Genomic DNA, 16,022 nt, shown 5'->3' on the forward strand with positions numbered 1-16,022 from the left:
GCACCAGGAGGGCGACGGTCAAAGCTGGGACCGTCACGGCGGGGACAGCGGCAGGCCCTTGAGTGTCGCGCGGGCCACCGCCCGCGCCGCGTCGACCACGGGTTCGGGCGCCGAGGACGCGAAGGCCAGATAGACGGGCAGCGGCTCCGGTGCGGGGCCCAGGGCGCCGGGCGGCGCGGGACGCAGCGCGGGGTGGTTGTGGTGGGTGTCCGCGGGCAGGGCCGTGTAGGCCAGCCCGGCCTGCACGGAGGCGCGGACCGACAGCGGATCGGAGCACCACGGCACGGAACGCCAGGGGAGGTTGCGCTCGGCGAGGGTGTCGACGATCCGGATGCTCAGTGCGGAACGCTCGCTGACCAGCGCCACCGGGAACCGGTCCCCCGGGACGAGCGGCACCTCTCCGAACCACGCCAGCCGCAGCCTGCCGAGCGTCTCGCAGCGCGCGGTTTCCGTCCCCAGCAGCAGGGCCGCCTCCAGCTCCCCCTGGGCGAGCTGATCGGCGAGCACGGCACTGAGGCCGGTGGCCATCGCGCACCGCAGGTGCGGCCGCTCCACCGCCAGTTGGCTGAGCATGCTCCGCAGTCCGTCGGCGAAGTGGACCGAGCAGCCCATGCTGAACGATTTCTGGCTGTGCAGGGTTGACAGTTTGCTGAGGACTTCATTGTTCAGCAGGATGACGCGACGGGCGTGCGCCACCACCTCCCGGCCGGCCGGGGTGAGCCGTAACGGCCGTTTGGCGCGCTGGAACAACGGCGCCTGAATAATGGATTCCAGGCGCTGGATCTGCTGGCTCACGGTCGGCTGTGTCACATGCAGGGTCTGTGCGGCGCGAGCAAATCCATTCTCATCGACAACCGCCATGAGGGTGCGCAGGAGTTTCACTTCGATGTCACGCTGCAACACGGTCTACCACCTGATCCCGGAGGTATGGCCAAAGCCAGGGCACGCGTACGGTCCAAACACCTTGCGGCATGCGTCATTCACCGCGCGGGCGGCGCCGAATCCGGCAATGTGCCGCCTGCTCCCGCCCTTTCGGCGGATGCGGTGATCAAATGTGGGGCGGCGCAAAAATGTGGGGGATACGCCCTCCGGAAAGCGGGCTGCCCGTTACCGACGCGCTCCCGGGATTCCCCCCGGACGGACTTGCGTAACGACAGAACACAGCCCAGCCCCCGTGTGTCTCCATCTCCGATGCGATGAACAAGCCAATCTTTACATGATCGATCAGATGTGCGACGGAAAAATGCTCCATCGCGCGAGCTCAATGCCCCTTTTGTCCGCCGAACTTGACCATTCCGCTACCCAAGGGGCGCGGGAACCTGATCCCACGGTCGCCGGTGCCGGCGGGCGGCGGGGGCTGCGTCAGACGACGTGGTCGGCGCGGAGGCGGGCGATTCCCTCGGCGTCGTGTCCCAGCTCGGCCAGGATGGCCTCGGTGTGTGCGCCGACGGCGGGAACGGCGTCCATCCGCGGGTCGGTGCCGGCCAGGTCGACCGGCGGCAGGAGCGCCGGCACGCTCCCGCCGGGTATCGGCACCTCGCGCCAGCGGTCCCGCTCCCGGAGCACCGGGTGGTCGAGGAACTGCGCGACGCTGTTGACCCCGGCGTTGGCGATGCCCGCGGCGTCCAGCAGCTTGGTCACCTCCTGGCTGTCCGACCGCCGGAACCGCTCGGCCACGATCTCGTTCAGCGCGTCCCGGTGCGTGACCCGGTCCGGGCCGGTGGCGAAACGCGGATCGTCCACCAGGTCCGGCCGCTCCAGGAACTGCTCGCACAGCGCGGCCCACTCGCGCTCGTTCTGGACGGAGAACAGCACCTCCTGGCCGTCGGCCGCGGGGTAGGCCCCGTACGGCGCGATGGTCGCGTGCTGGGTGCCCAGGCGCGGCGGCTGGGTGCCGCCGAACCGGGTGTAGTAGGCGGGCTGCTGCATCCATTCGGCCAGCGCCTCGAAGAGGGAGACCTCCACGGCCCGCGCGACACCGCTGACCGCCCGGGTGTACAGGCTGGTCAGGATGCCCGAGTAGGCGTACATCCCGGCGGCGATATCGGCGACCGACACCCCCGCACGGGCGGACTCCCCGGCGGTTCCGGTGAGCGACACCAGACCGGTCTGGCACTGGATGAGCAGGTCGTACGCCTTACGGTCGGCCCACGGCCCGGTGGTGCCGTAGCCGGAGACGGTGCAGGGGATCAGTACGGGGTGCCGCGCCACGAGAGCGGCCGCGTCCAGACCGAGCCGGCCGGCCGCGCCCGGGGCCAGGTTCTGGACGAACACATCGGCGCCGGCGAGCAGTTGCTCCAGGATCTCCCGCCCACGCGCCGACTTCAGGTCCAGGGTCAGCGACTCCTTCGACCGGTTGAGCCACACGAAGTAGCTGGACTGCCCCTGCACCGTGGTGTCGTACCGGCGGGCGAAATCGCCGTCCCCGGGGCGTTCCACCTTGATCACCCGGGCGCCGAGGTCCGCCAGCTGACGGGTGGCGTAGGGAGCCGCCACGGCCTGCTCGACGCTGACGACGGTGATGCCGGAGAGCGGAAGCTCGGTCATACGGTGACCTCCAGGGACTGAGGGGAACGGGGCGGCCCGGCGGCTGCTGCGGGAAGGATGCGGTCCGGCACCCGATGAGCGCCACCGGGCCGGTGTCATCGTGAAGACTTACGGCATCCCGGCGCCGCGCTGCCCCGCTGACCGCTGTTCCGCCGGCATGGGCATCGCCGCCGACGCCGCCCACCCGAGGAACGGTATGACCGACGACACTCCGCACCTGCACGCCTCCACCCGTGCCCAGGCCGGCCCGCTGGTCGCGGCCTTCCTCGCCGACCCGCAGGGCAGTTCGCTCCCGGAGGCCGGACCCGTCTGAGGCCCGTACGGCGGGTCCCGTAGCCGCGCCCCTAGTGGAGCGACGGCCCGCCGAGGGCGCTCAGAACTCTCCCTCCCCCTCCACGGCCGGTGTCTCCACCGCCGGGCCGTGCTGCTGCCCCAGCAGCCGCTTACGGAAGAGGTCGAGTACCTCGTCCAGCGCCGCGCGGGTCGGCTGGCCCGGTTCGTCGATGAGGTGCTCGGTCAGTACGGAGTGCGGGGACGGCACGGCGTGGGGATTCGCGGCGGAGTCGTCGAGTTCGACGGCGGTGAACGCCTCGCCGAGTTCGCGGCGCAGAAAGGCGAACCGGTCGCCCGGCACCAGCCGGTCCCCGCGGAACCGGAGCCCGATGACCCGCAGACCCTCGCGCTCACAGCGCCCCCGGACGGTGGCGAGGTCCTCGGCGGAGATGTCGATGCCGCCGGCCCGGCTCTTGGTGAGGGCGAGCGGCAGCGACGGCTGGGACAGGACGGGGGCGAGAAGGCGCTCGTCGGCGGCCATGGCCAGTGCGAAGCCACCGGTGAGACACATGCCGACGGCCCCGACGCCGGGGCCGCCGCACCGCTCGTGCTCGTGCGCGGCCAGGGCCCGCAGCCAGGTCACCACGCGGGAGGACTTCCCGGTGGCCAGCACGGTGAACTCCCGGCTGACGCACACCTTCCCTATGGACGAGGCCATATGGAATCCGGCCTTCAGCCGGCCGATGTGGGCGGGATCGGCATCGCGGCCGGGTCTGCCGAAGAGCACCGGGAGCACGGCGGTACAGCCGATCGCGGCCACGCGTTCCGCGAACTCCAGCACCTTGGGCGTGATTCCCGGTATCTCCGCCAGCACGATCACGGCGGGGCCGGCGCCGCGCCGCAGAATCCGGTGGGTGGTGCCGTCGTGGGTGAAGGTGCCCCGCTCGAAACCGGTCAGGTCATGATCTGCCATGGATACCACCGCTTCGGTCAGTCGCTGCTCGGAGGCTGTTCGATGCCGCTCCCGGCCGGGGCGACCTCGCCCACGCCCGGCGCCGCACCAGCGCGAGACTACCCGCGCACGCCGTGCGTAGAGCAGGAAAGGTTGACCTTGACCGTGCGTCAGGGTTGGAGCCTTGGCGCATGACGAGGTGGCCACAACGGCCGCCACGAAAGGAAACCCCATGAGTGAAACGGTTGCCATCCCGCACGGCCTCCCCATGGAGCGCGATGCGGGCCCCTTCGCCCCGCCCCGCCAGATCACCCGGCTGCGCGAGGCGCGCCCGGTCAGTCCCCTGGTCTTCCCCGACGGTCACGAGGGCTGGCTCGTCACCGGCTACGAGGCGGTCCGCCAGCTCCTGGCCGACACCCGGTTCAGCTCCCGCCAGGACCTCGGCATCGTCCACGTGCCGTACGAGACCCCCGGCATGCCCGCCGCCACCGAGCCGTCCCCGCAGGTGCCGGGCCTGTTCGTCGCCATGGACCCGCCGGACCACACCCGGCTGCGGCGCAAGCTGACCGGCGCCTTCACCGTCAGACGCATGAAACAGCTCGAAGAGCACATCGTCGAGATCGCCGAGCGGCAACTGGACGAGATGGCGCGCCGCACCCCGCCGGTCGACCTGGTCAAGGAGTTCGCGCTGCCGGTGCCCTCGCTGGTCATCTGCGAACTGCTCGGTGTCCCCTACGAGGACCGGGAGAACTTCCAGGTCAACTCCGCCAAGTTCCTGGTCAAGGACCAGCACCTGGACGAGAAGATGGCCGCGTACGGCGCGATGACCACCTACCTCGCCGAACTGGTCATGCGCAAACGCGCCACCCCCGGTGAAGACATCCTGTCCGACCTGGCCCGCCATGACGACCTCACCATCGAGGAGCTGACCGGCATCGCCTTCCTGCTGCTGCTCGCGGGCCACGAGACCACCGCCAACATGCTGGCCCTGGGCACCTTCGCGCTCTTGGAGCACCCCGAGCAGCTGGCCGCACTCCGCGCCGCCCCGGACCTGCTCCCCGACGCCGTCGAGGAACTCATGCGGTACCTGTCCGTTGCCGACATCTTCTATCGCTACGCCACCGAGGACATCGAGCTCGGCGGGGAAACCATCGGCAAGGGATCGACCGTCGTCGTCTCGCTGCTGGCCGCCAACCACGATCCCGAGCGCTTCGACCACCCCGACACCCTGGACATCCACCGCCGGGCCCGCGGTCACCTCTCCTTCGGCCACGGCATCCACCAGTGCCTGGGCCAGCAACTGGCCCGCATCGAGATGCGCGCCGGTTTCGACGGACTGCTGCGCCGTTTCCCGACCCTCCAGCTGGCCATACCCGCCGGCGAGGTGAAGCTCAGGACCGACATGAACATCTACGGCGTCCACGAACTGCCGGTCACCTGGACGGAGACGCCCCGGTAGCGGCTCGGCCGAGCACGTCGCACAGCGGGGAACACCCGCACGGTTCCCCGGGCCAGGTCTTAGACTCGGCCCGTCCACGTGGCCCGAAGACCGGAGGGGAACGATGCTCACGATCAGCCAGCTCGCGGCGACCGCCGGCGTGACCGTGCGCGCCGTTCGCCACTACCACCACGTCGGCCTGTTGCCGGAGCCCGAACGCGATCGCTCCGGCTACCGCCGCTACAGCGCGCAAGCGGCGGTGGACCTCATCCGGATCAGGACCCTCGCCGACGCCGGGGTGCCACTGGCCCGTATCGACGCGCTGCTGCATGCCCAGCCGGCTGAATTCGCCGCGGCCGTCGACGACATCGACGCGGAATTGCAGCGCAAGATCGACCAGCTCACCGAGCACCGCCGCCGGATCACCGAATTGGCCAGCGGCGAAGGGCTCGTCCTGCCTGCCGGGGTGGTCGCCAACCTGAACCGGATGCGCGCTCTCGGGGTCAGCGAACGGACCGTGCGGCTCGAACGGGATGTGTGGATCCTGCTCCAGGCACTGGACCCGGAGTCCATGCCGCAGGCGATCAAGGACAAGGCCGCCAGCTTCGACGACCCCGAGACGACGCGCCTGTATCTCGCCTGCGATCAGTCGATCGACTGGGATCCGCACGATCCCCGCGTGGACCAGCTCATCGATGAACTGGACAACTGGGAGATCGACCACGCACGGGACAGCAGCGAGCAAGGGAACGCGGCGCTGGCATTCTCCCGGGTCGTCGAGGCATCACCGGCGTGGCAACGGATCCTCGGTGTGCTCGCCCACCGCGCCCAGCAGCGCCGGACCGCCGGACAGGTCAGGGCAGAACCCTAGGCACCGGCCCGACCCCCTCCCCGGCACCGTCCCCACCGACCGGGGCGGGCGCACCTGCGCAGCGGCCCTGCCCGTTCCGGATCTGTAACGGTCCTGCCTCGAAGGGTGACTCTGACAATTTCTCAGATTCCTCTTGTGCTCCACTAGTTGGACGTGAGCCGGGCTCATGTGTGGGGGGAAGCGATGACGCATACGACGACATGCCCCGGATGTGGCCGGGGCACCGCTCCGGGAGCCGCGTTCTGTAGTACCTGCGGTGCTGCCCTGGAGGCCGGTGCGGCGACCGTGACGCTGCCGCAGCAGCCCGCCGGTGCTCCGCCGCCTGCCGCGACCGCGGTGCCGCTCGCGGAGCGGCCGGCCGACCGCCGCGCCACCGTCCCGCGCTGGGGCAACGGCCGGGACCTGACCAGATACCTGTGTGCGGCCGCCTACCTGGACCGCGCCTACGCCGGATCGCTCATCAAACAGGTCGCCGCCGAACCCCATCTCGGGGTGGCGCCGGCCCCGGCGTGCGACATTCCCGTGGTGCTGCGGCACGCCTATCTGGCCAACGCCCGCCGGCACAGCCGGGATCTCGTGCTCGCCGTCCTGTTCCTGCTGGCCTTCGTCTTCACGTTCGGGGCCGCCGAGAGCGGGCTCACCCTGCTGGTGCTCTTCCTTTCCTGGGTGACGGTGTTCTCCTTCGAGCTCTCCACGAAGTACGGACGCCACCTCCAGAGCCTTCGCCCGGACCGTTTCGACCCGGCGGCCGCGCCGCCGCTGCTCAACAACGACATCGCGCTGCGCCTGCGCCAGATCGGCGAGTACGCCGACGGAAACGTCACCACGTACAGCGGCTATTCACCGTTCATCGGCTACGGGACCGAACTCGATTCGTGGTCCCTGACATTCGACGTCACCACATCGAGCCGGCCGGAAGGCGAGCCGGAGGAATTCGATGTGACGGAGCTCTATGCGCATATCGCCGATCGGGTCGGCACGCTGGCGCTGCCCTGTCTGGAGATCGAGGAGCGGCTCTTCACCGAGGGCTCGACCCTCCTGGGAGACACCCGCTTTCTGCCGGATCCCCTCGGCCGGCCGGTGTCCCGGATTCCGTTCGACCAGATGGACACACTGAAGCGGAAACCCGAGGAAGGAGCCCGCCCGTATCTGGCCGTGCATTCCACCGGCTGGGGCGGCGAGTTGGTCACCTCGCTCTTTCTGCGCTTCGTACGGTCGGACTCCAACCTCTTCGTGGAAGCCGTCCCGACGGTGCTGTTCCCGCTGCTGGACCGCTACCGGATCATCGACACCCTCATGCCCCGGCCGGCCGTGGGCGAGCTCGCCAAGCTGGTCTCGGAGACCGCGGTCAGCACCTTCTTCATCCTGCTGGCCTCCCCCGTGCGCGCGATCTCGGGATTCTCCCCCGACTCCTGGATGTCCCGGCGGCTGCGCCGTCAGCACAAGCTGATCACCAGGCTGCGCCGATTCGACTACGGGGCACGGCAGAGCGTCCGCCGGGAAGCCGCCGCCACGCACCACCAGCGGCATTTCCAGAAGGCCGACAGCGGCATGGTCCTGAAGACGGTGGAAAAGCGGGTCCTGGACGCACTCGTCGAATTCGCCGAAGCGCGGGGTATCGACGCGGGCGAGCTGATCCAGCGTCAGCAGACCATCATCAACAACGGCATCATCGCGTCCCACGGATCGCGGGTGGATTCCAGCGCGGTCGCCTCCGGCGACCGGTCCCGGACCGCGATGAACATCATCCACAAGATCCCGCTGCTCAAACTGGACTGACCGGCCGAGAAGAAATGAGGAATTCCCATGCGCAGGAACGACGGGATCATCGCCACCGGCGGCTCGAATGTCGTCGGCAACGCCGTGGCCAGCGGCAGGAATGCCAAGGCGGAGGTCCGGGACAGCGGGCTGACCCAGTACGGCGACGGGTCACGGCCGCAGCCCCAGGGCCTCGACGCGCTGCTCACCCGGCTGATCGACGAGCTCGGCCGGTCCGAGCACCCGGAACGGGACGACCTGATCGAGGCCGCCGAGGACGCCCGCGAGGAGGCCACGTCGGAGGCGCCCCGCAAGGGCAAGCTGAAGGTGTTCGCCAGGGCGCTCGTGGGCGCGGTGCCGGGGTTCACCGCCCTGGCCACTCTGGCGGTGGCGATCGAAGAGGCGGTCCACGGGCTGTAGCCGGTCCGACGAAGGCCGGGTCCGGGAACACCAAGGACAACGGGGGGAGATGACCATGCCGTCCTGCACACACTGCGGCGCGCTCCATGAGGACGCCGCCGCGACGTTCTGTCCGAGCTGCGGTACGCCGCGCGAGACCGGGGCGCCCGCCGGCACCCGTCAGCCCGTCGGGGGCACCGGGCACGGCTACGTCCGCGTGGGGCCCACCATCCTCCCGCAGTGGCTGCTGTGGGTGGTGGCGGCCCTGATCGTGGCGGGCGGCGCGACCGTCATCGTGCTCTCCTCGTCCGACGGCTCCCCGGACGAGGAGACGGTCGGCGCCCTCGCCTCGACCAGCCCCACCCCGGACCCGGCCATCGGTTCCCCGCCCCCGACCGACAGCTACTCCGTGCCGCCCACCTACACCGAGACCCTGCCGCCGACCGACTACCCCTCCCCCACCCCGTCGGACCTCTCGCCGTCCCCCGACAACGCGAGCGCGGTCGTGGAGGAGTACTACCGGGACATCAACGCCGGTGACTTCTCCGCGGCCTGGGACCTCGGCGGCAAGAACATCGGGGGCACCTCGTACGCGCAGTGGAAGTCGGGCTTCGGCACCACGGTGAACATCGAACTCAGCGCGGTGAACGACGGCAGCTCCGGGCAGGTCAGCGCCGTCCTCCGCGCGACCCAGACCGACGGCTCGGTACGGGTGTACCAAGGCACCTACATGGTGTCCGACGGCGCGATCGTCAGCGCCGACATCTCCCAGCGGTGACCGCCCCGGCCCGCTCCTTCTCTGCCTCCGCCCTCCGCGCGAACGGAGAGACGGGGAAGGGGCGGGCCGGAGCGCTGCTCGGCCAGGGCCCTCACAGGGCGACATCGGGATGAAGCCGCCCGACCGTCCACACCCGTTGGCGCCGTACGGCGAGGGCCGTCAGGGCGAGAAAGCCGGCGGTGAAGCCGAAGAGGACGGCGAAGTCCGCCGCGAGATGCGTGGTGAGCCCGCCCGACACGGTGACCCGCAGTCCGTCGACCAGGTAGGTCATCGGGAGCAGTGGGTTCAGCAGCTGGAAGAAGGCCGGCTCCGTGGGCAGTGGATAGAGCCCGCCGGAGGCGGTGAGCTGGAGGATGAGCAGGACCAGTGACAGGACATCGCCGGGCACCCCGAACAGGGTGCGCAGACAGTGATCGACGGCGACGAACGCCGCTGCCGCGGTGACCAGGAGCGCGACCGTCCAGAAGCGGTGGACGGGACTGAGCCCGAGGGCGAGATCGACCACGCCGTAGAGCACCAGGGCGCCCACCGCGCCGAGCACCGCGGCCGGGAGCCAGCCCGCGACGGCGGTGGTGAACGCGCCGACCCGGCCGACGAGGGCACGGGTGTTGAGCGGACGCAGCAGCAGATAGGCGAAGAGGCCGAACACCCACAGGGCGATCCCGAAGAAGAACGGGGCGAGACCGCGTCCGTAGACACCGGCCGGATGCAGATTTCCCCGGTCGATGTGGACCGGTGTGCCCAGCACTTCGGCGGCGTGGGCGACCTGGTCGGGGCTGGTCCGCGGGATCTTGTGCAGTCCGTCGTCGACGGTGCGGGAGACATCCGAGGCACCGTCGTGGGCCTGGTCGGCGGCTGCCCGCAGCGCTCCCGAGCCCTTCTCCAAGGTGCCCAGCCCCGCCACGAGACCGTGCGCCCCGTCAGCGGCGCGATGGGAGCCGGTGTCGACGAGACGGACCGGGGTGTGCAGGGCCAGCACCGCGCGCTGGAGCGAACCGATGTCGCCCTGGAGGCGTTCGGCGGCACGCAGGGAGCGCCGGGCGTTGTTCTCCGCGGCGGCGGCCCGGCCGTCGAGGGAGGTGGCGGTCGCGTCCAGGTCGTGTGCGTGTTTCAGGGCGGCGCGGAAGGCGGGGTCGTTCCGTAATTCGGGGTGGGCGTCGGCGAGTTCGTCGAGGTCCGCCACGGCACGCGCGGTGCCCTTGCGGGTGGCGGAGGTGGCGGTGTGCACCGCGTCCAGGCCGTCGGTGGTCAGCCGGGCGGTGGTCACCAGGGCGGCGGCCGCTCCGGGCAGGCGGTCGGCGGCGGCCCGGTCGAGGCGGCCGGTGAGATCGTCGATCTGTCCGGCGGCACGGGCGATCTGACTCGCCCCGGCGGAGACCCCGTCGGCACCGTCGCGCAGTGTGGAGGTCGCCGACGCGACCGTGGAGGTGCCCTGCTGGGCCACGCGGGTGGCGCCCACCAGCCGGTGCGCGCCGTCGGCCGCGGTGGACAGTTTGTCGCGCACGTCCGACAACTCGCCGTAGACGCCGCGTACATAGGCGGCGTGGGTGGCGGAGTTGACCTGCTCCTGGAGCTTGTTCTGCACCACCTCGGTCATGATGCCGGCGATGTAGTTGTTGGCGTCGTTGAGTTCGATCCGGATGCCGGCCTGTTGCGGGCGGGCGTCGGCCCCGGTGGCGAGCTTGCGGCTGAAGTCGGACGGGACGGTGATGGTGAAGAAGTAGCGGCCGTGCTCCAGCCCGTCCCGCGCCTCGTCCGCGCCGACGAACCGCCAGTCGAAGGTGCCGGACGCCTTGAGCTGCCGTACCAGCTGGTCACCGGCGTTCACCCGGCGGCCCTGCGGGGCATGCGCCAGCTGGTCCTGGTTGACGACGGCGACCGGCATCCGGTCGGTCTTGCCGTACGGGTCCCAGTTCGCCCAGAGGTACATGGCGCCGTACAGCAGCGGCACCAGACAGAGCAGCACGGGCACCAGCCGGCGCATCGGCCCGCGGAAGCGCCGGAGTTCCAGCATCGCCAGCTTGACGGCCCTCATATGGCGGCGTCCTCTCGGCGCACGGCCGGCCCGGCCGGCAGACGGTCCCGGCTGCGCTGCGGTAACCGCAACGTGATCAGACCGGGGGCGGACGGGGGCGGACGAAGACAGCCGGCGAGCACGGTGGGACCGTCGTCCCGCACCCGGTGCAGGGCCTGCCAAACCCGCCCCTGCGCCTCGGGCGGCAGCCCGTCGTCCACATCGTCCACCACCAGCGCGCCCGGCCGCTCGGCGAGCGCCAGCGCGGTCGCCAGCAACACCCCTTCCGCCGCCCCCAGTTCCTCGACCAGCTCGGCTTCCCTCGGAGCGATCTCCAGCCTCTCGAAGACCGCGCGGATACCCCGCTCGGTCACCCCCGGGCTGGTCAGACAGCGCTCGGCCATCACCTCCCGCACCCGCAGCCGCCCTTCGAGAGCCACCGCCGGCGCCGCCCGCGCGACGGCGACCACCCGGCGCACCCGCCGCCCCTCGGCCGGCAACACATACCCACCGACCCGAGCGGCGCCACCGGACAGCCGCATCCGCCCGGCGAGCGCCAGCAGAAGCGACGTACGCCCCGACCCGGCCGCCCCATGAGCGGCCAGCAGCCCACCCGCCGGCACCTCCACATCCACCCCCTCACACACCGGCCCACGCGCCCCCCGCACGCTCACCCCACGTGCCACCACCTCAACCCCATCCACAGCCATGCCTCAGCGCCTAGCCGGGAGCCGCCCAACTCACCCGTGTGTGGGGCAAGTTGTGACGCTCTTCACTTGGGGGCGGGAAAACAGCGGCGCCGTCCGCTCTTGGAGAGCTCGGCGCAGGCGTCGCCCGGCACCCCGTCGTCCGCGCCTCATGAGGCAAGGGAGATGATGGAGCCATGGCAAATACCACTGGGGCAAAGGCCGTTGTCATCGGGATAGGTGTCCTCGGCGTGGTCGCCGCGCTCGCCGTGCTGTGGATTTTCAGTCTCTTCGCGAGTTTGCTGTTCGGCTGGCCGTCGCTCTGAGCGTGACACCGGCCCCGGCGGCGAGAGATCATCACTGTCGTCGACATCGATGAGGACTGCATGGGGGTGCAGACAGACATGTCCGTCCAAGGGCAGCCAATGACCTGCTCGTCCTCGTGTCTCTCCCGGGCGCAGCGGGCCGTTGCCGCTGCGCTCCGCCACTACACGGACGCGCCGTTGGCCAAGCCGTATTGCGTGCGGGGGTGCATCCCGGACCGGGACGAGGCGGCGGTGATCGTCGCGCTGTGGGCCGGCCCTGCCGCGCGGGAAAAGCTGAACCTGTTCGTTCTCATCCGTCTCGTGGCCGGTGGCCGGCCGGTGCCGGCGGCGCAGGTCACCGCGGGAATGATGCGGCTGGGCCGGGGGACGCACATCTTCGGCTTCGCCGGTCGCCGCTTTGACGGCAAGCCCGTCGTCAACGGCAGCAAGCTGGTCGATGGACGGCCGGCGCCCTGTCTCTGCGGGGGCGCCGGTGAGTCTGAGGGGCCACGGGGCTTCTACTTCGAACGGCCGGGAGAACTGCGGCAGTACGACTGAGCGGTTGCATGGGCGAGTGGGAATGACTACTCACCCCTCCGCCTAGAAGTGGATCAGCGGCTTGATGATGCCCCCTTCCTTCGCGGCCATCATCCGGAAGGCTTCTTCGATGTCGTCGAAGCTGAATTCGTGGGTGGTCATGGGTGTGGGGTCGACCCTGCCCGTCTCCATCAGACGGAAGATGCGTCGAAGCCAGCCGCGGCCTCCGCGGTTGAAGCCGCCGTACAGCTGCTTGTCGACATGCCGTATCCGAACGGCTCCAGGGGGATCTTCAGTGGCTCTCGCACCTCCCCGTGGTAGCCGACGTGGGAAATGCGCCCTCCTGGCTTGGTGACCCGGAAGGCCGCCTCCCAGGTTTGCGGGGCGCCGAGCGCCTCGATGGCGGCGTCGACTCCCTGGCCGTCCGTCAGCTCCAGGATGCGCTCGACCGGGTCGCACCGGGTGTGGTCGACGATCAGGTCGGCGCCGAAGTGGCGGGCGAGTTCCTGACGGGCAGGGACCGACTCGACGGCGATGATCAGGCCGGCGCCGAGCAGGCGGCAGCCGATCGTCGCCGACGGCCCCACCGCGCCCTGCGCGAAGACCGCGACGGTCTCGCCGAGTTGGAGTTCCGCGTGTTCGGCGGCGACGAATCCGGTGGAGAGCATGTCGGATGGCCTGTCGTCAGGCACGGGCGTTGCGGGGGACTCATGCCCTCGCCCTTCCCGTGGACCGGGCCCGGCGACAGCCGGTCGCGGCATCTTCGCCCGTTCGGCCGACACGGCACGCCGTGGTGCGGTGGCCGGGGGCCCGCCCCTTGGTTCAGCTCGGCTGCATCGCGCGCAGCCTGGCCGCGCCCTCGCCAGCACGGACCACGGCCGGACCTCAGCCCATCAGTCCGGCCTGGTGCGCCAGCACCGCCGCCTGCACCCGGCTGCCGCACCCCGTCTTCCCCAGGATCGAGCCGACGTGGGTCTTGACCGTCCCCACCCCGATGCCGAGCCGGCCGCCGATCTCCAGATTCGACAGCCCCTCGCCCAGCATCACCAGCACCTCCCGCTCCCGGTCCGTCAGCCCCGCCACCCTGCGGTCCGGGACGGGGGGCCCGCCGCCGCCGAGCATCCGCCGGACGACGGTCCCGGTGACACCGGGCGAGAGCACCGCGTCCCCGGCGGCCGCGGCCCGTACCGCGCGGATCAGCTCCTGCGGGCCCTCGTCCTTGAGCAGGAAGCCGGTGGCGCCCGCCCGCAGGGCCCGCAGGACGTTCTCCTCGTCGCCGAAGGTGGTGAGCATGACGACCTGCGGCGCGGGGTCCAGGGCGGTGAGCGGTTCGACGGCCGCGAGCCCGTCGAGTACGGGCATCCGGACGTCGAGGAGCACCACATCGGGCCGGTCCTCGGCGGCGAGCCGGACGGCCTCGGCGCCGTTGGCCGCCTCCCCCACCACCTCGATGCCCTCGGCGTGCCGGAGGATCAGCCGGACGCCGTGCCGGACCATCTCCTCGTCGTCGGCGAGCAGCACCCGGATCGCGGAAGCCGGCCCGGAGAGCGCGGAGTTGGCGTAGTCAGTCATGCGTCCTGCTCCCACCATGAGGTTCGGTCACCATCGGAACGGTAAAGCGGTCGATCGCGATCAAGGTGTCGGACCGGAAGCAGTAGCGGACGATCGGCAGCCGGCCGCCCTCGGCATCCTCGCTCACGTACGGATACAGGCAGTCGGTGGCGGCCGGCGGCCGTGGCGGCTCATGCCCCTCGGCGGCCGCCCGCGAGGCCCCGTCGTCCGGTGGCACGGCCCGCTTGACCTGCTCCTTCGTCATCCCCACCCGGGGCCGTTCGGGGCGCTCGTACGCGAGGTCATACCGTGAATGGGCCACCAGCAGGACCCCGAACAGCACCATCGCGAGCACACCGGTCAGGCCGAGCAGCCCGATGACGGCGCCGACGGCGCGCCGCTGGAGGGCGGAGAGCCGGCCGGCGGGCTCGTCGGCAACGACCGGGCCACCGGCGTCCGGCCGCGCGTCCGTCGGCTCGGCGCCGGGCCCGGGGTCGGCGGGGAGGTCGGCGGCGACCGCGAAGCCGCCACCGGGCGTCCGCGCGGCCGCCAGTTCTCCGCCGAGCAGCGCCACCCGTTCCCGCAGCCCGGCCAGCCCGCGTCCGGAGCCGAGGCCCGTCGCGGCGGCGGGCGGGGTGGGCGGAACGCCGTTGCGTACCCGCACCACCACCCGCTCGCCGGTGTGGCGGACGGCAACGGTGACATGTGCCCCGGCCGCGTAGCGGTGCACATTGGTGAGCGACTCGCGCACCACCCGGTGCACCGCCCGCCGCACCCGGGCCTGCCGGGCATCCAGATCCGGCCCCTCCCAGCACAGCTCGACGGGAATGCCGCCCCGGCGCGACTCCTCGGCCAGCGCCTCGATGTCCGCCCGGGTGCCCGTCGCGTCGGTCAGCGCGCCGGTGCCGGTGTCGCTCTCCAGGGGGCCGAGGACCCCCAGCGCCGCCCGCAGCTCCTGCATCGCGTCCCGGGTGGCGCGGCGTACCACGGCGGCCTCGTCCCGCAGTTCGGGCGCCGCCTTCTCCAGTGCCATCTCCAGCCCGCCCGCGTGCAGGGAGACCAGGCTCAGCCGGTGCCCGACCAGATCGTGCATCTCCGCGGCGATCCGCGACCGCTCGCGCATCCGGGACTCGCTCTCGGCCAGCCGCCGCGCCTCCTCGGCGGCGGCCGCGCGCTCCCGCAGCGCCCGCAGCAGCCGGTCCTGCTGCCCGGCGGCGGTACCGACCAGCCCCGGCACGATGACCGTGCTGACGGCGAGCACCGCACCCAGCGCCAGGCCGAACAGACTGCTGCCCACCTCCAGCGCGGGAGCGAGCAGCGCGCCGACCAGCATCGTCAGCGCGGCGGCCCCCAGCAGCACCCCGGCCCGCTGCCGTGGCGTCCTCAGCTGCCGGGTCGCGGTGTAGGCGGCCACCGCGGTCAGCAGCGCCACCGAGGGCACCGCCCCCATCAGCGCCGCCAGCCCGACCAGACAGGCCGCCGGGAACCGGCGCCGCACCAGCACCAGCACGATGCCGAGAGCCGCCAGGCCCGCCGCCTCCCCCACCAGCCTGGCCTCGATCCCCACCTCCCCCTCGTGGACGAGCAGCACCAGCGCCGCGGCCACCACCGCCTCGCCCACCGCCCGCCACACCAGCCACCGCACCTGCTCCCCCGGCCCCGCGAAGAGGCTGCGGAAAGCGGTGGGCTCGGTCTCGGGCGGGGCACTGGAGGACATGACGACGATTATCGGGGGCTCCGCCCGGGGCTTCCCTGCTTCTTGAGGGGGAGCCGCCTCTGCCCAAAGACAGAGGCCACGGGGCCGCGGCCCGAAGACAGCGGCCCCAAAGGCGGGACCACTACGGGCAGGGTGCGGGCCGGAGGGCGCCCCGGCGCGGCGGGAGTGCGGGCTGTGACCCGGACATCTCCCTGAG

15 protein-coding genes are annotated in these 16,022 nt (G+C 71.4%); 7 read left to right on the forward strand and 8 right to left on the reverse strand.

Annotated elements, in window-relative coordinates:
- Positions 1-33: 33 nt before the first annotated feature.
- The 3 genes from ACFWJW_RS05585 to ACFWJW_RS05595 form a co-directional block, all read right to left on the reverse strand.
- Entirely contained in the window at positions 34-903 is an 870-nt protein-coding gene (locus ACFWJW_RS05585; protein ID WP_387235322.1) for a LysR family transcriptional regulator, read from the reverse strand.
- Positions 904-1,362: 459 nt separating this feature from the next.
- The gene (locus ACFWJW_RS05590) at positions 1,363-2,547 is read right to left on the reverse strand and encodes a CaiB/BaiF CoA transferase family protein (RefSeq protein ID WP_387235325.1); all 1,185 of its coding nucleotides are present in this window, start codon (positions 2,545-2,547) and stop codon (positions 1,363-1,365) included.
- Between the two features lie 373 nt (positions 2,548-2,920).
- Entirely contained in the window at positions 2,921-3,793 is an 873-nt protein-coding gene (locus ACFWJW_RS05595) for a dienelactone hydrolase family protein (RefSeq protein WP_387235327.1), read from the reverse strand.
- A 211-nt stretch (positions 3,794-4,004) separates the two neighbouring features.
- On the opposite strand from ACFWJW_RS05595, the gene ACFWJW_RS05600 reads away from it, so the two are divergent.
- The 5 genes from ACFWJW_RS05600 (at position 4,005) to ACFWJW_RS05620 (ending at position 9,016) form a co-directional block, all read left to right on the forward strand.
- Positions 4,005-5,231 (forward strand): cytochrome P450, encoded by a 1,227-nt coding sequence (locus ACFWJW_RS05600; protein ID WP_387235330.1) that lies wholly within the window; start codon positions 4,005-4,007, stop codon positions 5,229-5,231.
- Between the two features lie 103 nt (positions 5,232-5,334).
- Complete coding sequence (locus tag ACFWJW_RS05605; protein WP_387235332.1) at positions 5,335-6,081, forward strand: MerR family transcriptional regulator; 747 nt, start codon at positions 5,335-5,337, stop codon at positions 6,079-6,081.
- A 285-nt stretch (positions 6,082-6,366) separates the two neighbouring features.
- Positions 6,367-7,860, forward strand: coding sequence for a zinc ribbon domain-containing protein (locus tag ACFWJW_RS05610; RefSeq protein WP_387235335.1), 1,494 nt, complete (start codon positions 6,367-6,369; stop codon positions 7,858-7,860).
- A 27-nt stretch (positions 7,861-7,887) separates the two neighbouring features.
- Entirely contained in the window at positions 7,888-8,259 is a 372-nt protein-coding gene (locus ACFWJW_RS05615) for a hypothetical protein (RefSeq protein WP_387235338.1), read from the forward strand.
- Positions 8,260-8,308: 49 nt separating this feature from the next.
- A complete protein-coding gene (locus ACFWJW_RS05620; protein WP_387235341.1) occupies positions 8,309-9,016 on the forward strand; it encodes a hypothetical protein in 708 nt (235 codons plus the stop codon).
- 91 nt (positions 9,017-9,107) lie between these two features.
- On the opposite strand, the gene ACFWJW_RS05625 is transcribed toward ACFWJW_RS05620, so the two are convergent.
- Together ACFWJW_RS05625 and ACFWJW_RS05630 are read right to left on the reverse strand one after the other, a co-directional pair.
- On the reverse strand, positions 9,108-11,051 hold the full coding sequence (locus ACFWJW_RS05625; protein WP_387235344.1) for a YhgE/Pip family protein: 1,944 nt from the start codon (positions 11,049-11,051) through the stop codon (positions 9,108-9,110).
- Positions 11,048-11,659, reverse strand: a complete 612-nt coding sequence (locus ACFWJW_RS05630; RefSeq protein ID WP_387235346.1) for an ATP-binding cassette domain-containing protein — start codon at positions 11,657-11,659, stop codon at positions 11,048-11,050. Before ACFWJW_RS05630 ends, ACFWJW_RS05625 begins: the two co-directional genes overlap by 4 nt.
- A gap of 254 nt (positions 11,660-11,913) precedes the next feature.
- Here ACFWJW_RS05630 and ACFWJW_RS05635 point away from each other — a divergent pair, with 254 nt between their 5' ends.
- Both ACFWJW_RS05635 and ACFWJW_RS05640 read left to right on the forward strand, forming a co-directional pair.
- Entirely contained in the window at positions 11,914-12,042 is a 129-nt protein-coding gene (locus tag ACFWJW_RS05635; protein WP_387235349.1) for a hypothetical protein, read from the forward strand.
- A 60-nt stretch (positions 12,043-12,102) separates the two neighbouring features.
- A complete protein-coding gene (locus ACFWJW_RS05640) occupies positions 12,103-12,579 on the forward strand; it encodes a hypothetical protein (RefSeq protein ID WP_387235351.1) in 477 nt (158 codons plus the stop codon).
- A 170-nt stretch (positions 12,580-12,749) separates the two neighbouring features.
- Here ACFWJW_RS05640 and ACFWJW_RS05645 read toward each other — a convergent pair whose 3' ends face one another.
- From ACFWJW_RS05645 to ACFWJW_RS05655, 3 genes are all read right to left on the reverse strand, one after another.
- Positions 12,750-13,226 carry a zinc-binding dehydrogenase gene (locus tag ACFWJW_RS05645; protein ID WP_387235354.1) on the reverse strand — a complete coding sequence of 159 codons (477 nt, stop codon included), beginning with the start codon at positions 13,224-13,226 and terminating at the stop codon, positions 12,750-12,752.
- A 217-nt stretch (positions 13,227-13,443) separates the two neighbouring features.
- Positions 13,444-14,130, reverse strand: coding sequence for a response regulator (locus ACFWJW_RS05650; protein ID WP_387235357.1), 687 nt, complete (start codon positions 14,128-14,130; stop codon positions 13,444-13,446).
- On the reverse strand, positions 14,123-15,826 hold the full coding sequence (locus ACFWJW_RS05655) for a sensor histidine kinase (RefSeq protein ID WP_387235359.1): 1,704 nt from the start codon (positions 15,824-15,826) through the stop codon (positions 14,123-14,125). The genes ACFWJW_RS05650 and ACFWJW_RS05655 overlap by 8 nt, the downstream gene beginning before the upstream one ends.
- Positions 15,827-16,022: the final 196 nt, after the last annotated feature.

Origin of the sequence: Streptomyces sp. NPDC127097 (assembly GCF_042724075.1) — a bacterium.
Classification (GTDB): Bacteria; Actinomycetota; Actinomycetes; order Streptomycetales; family Streptomycetaceae; genus Streptomyces.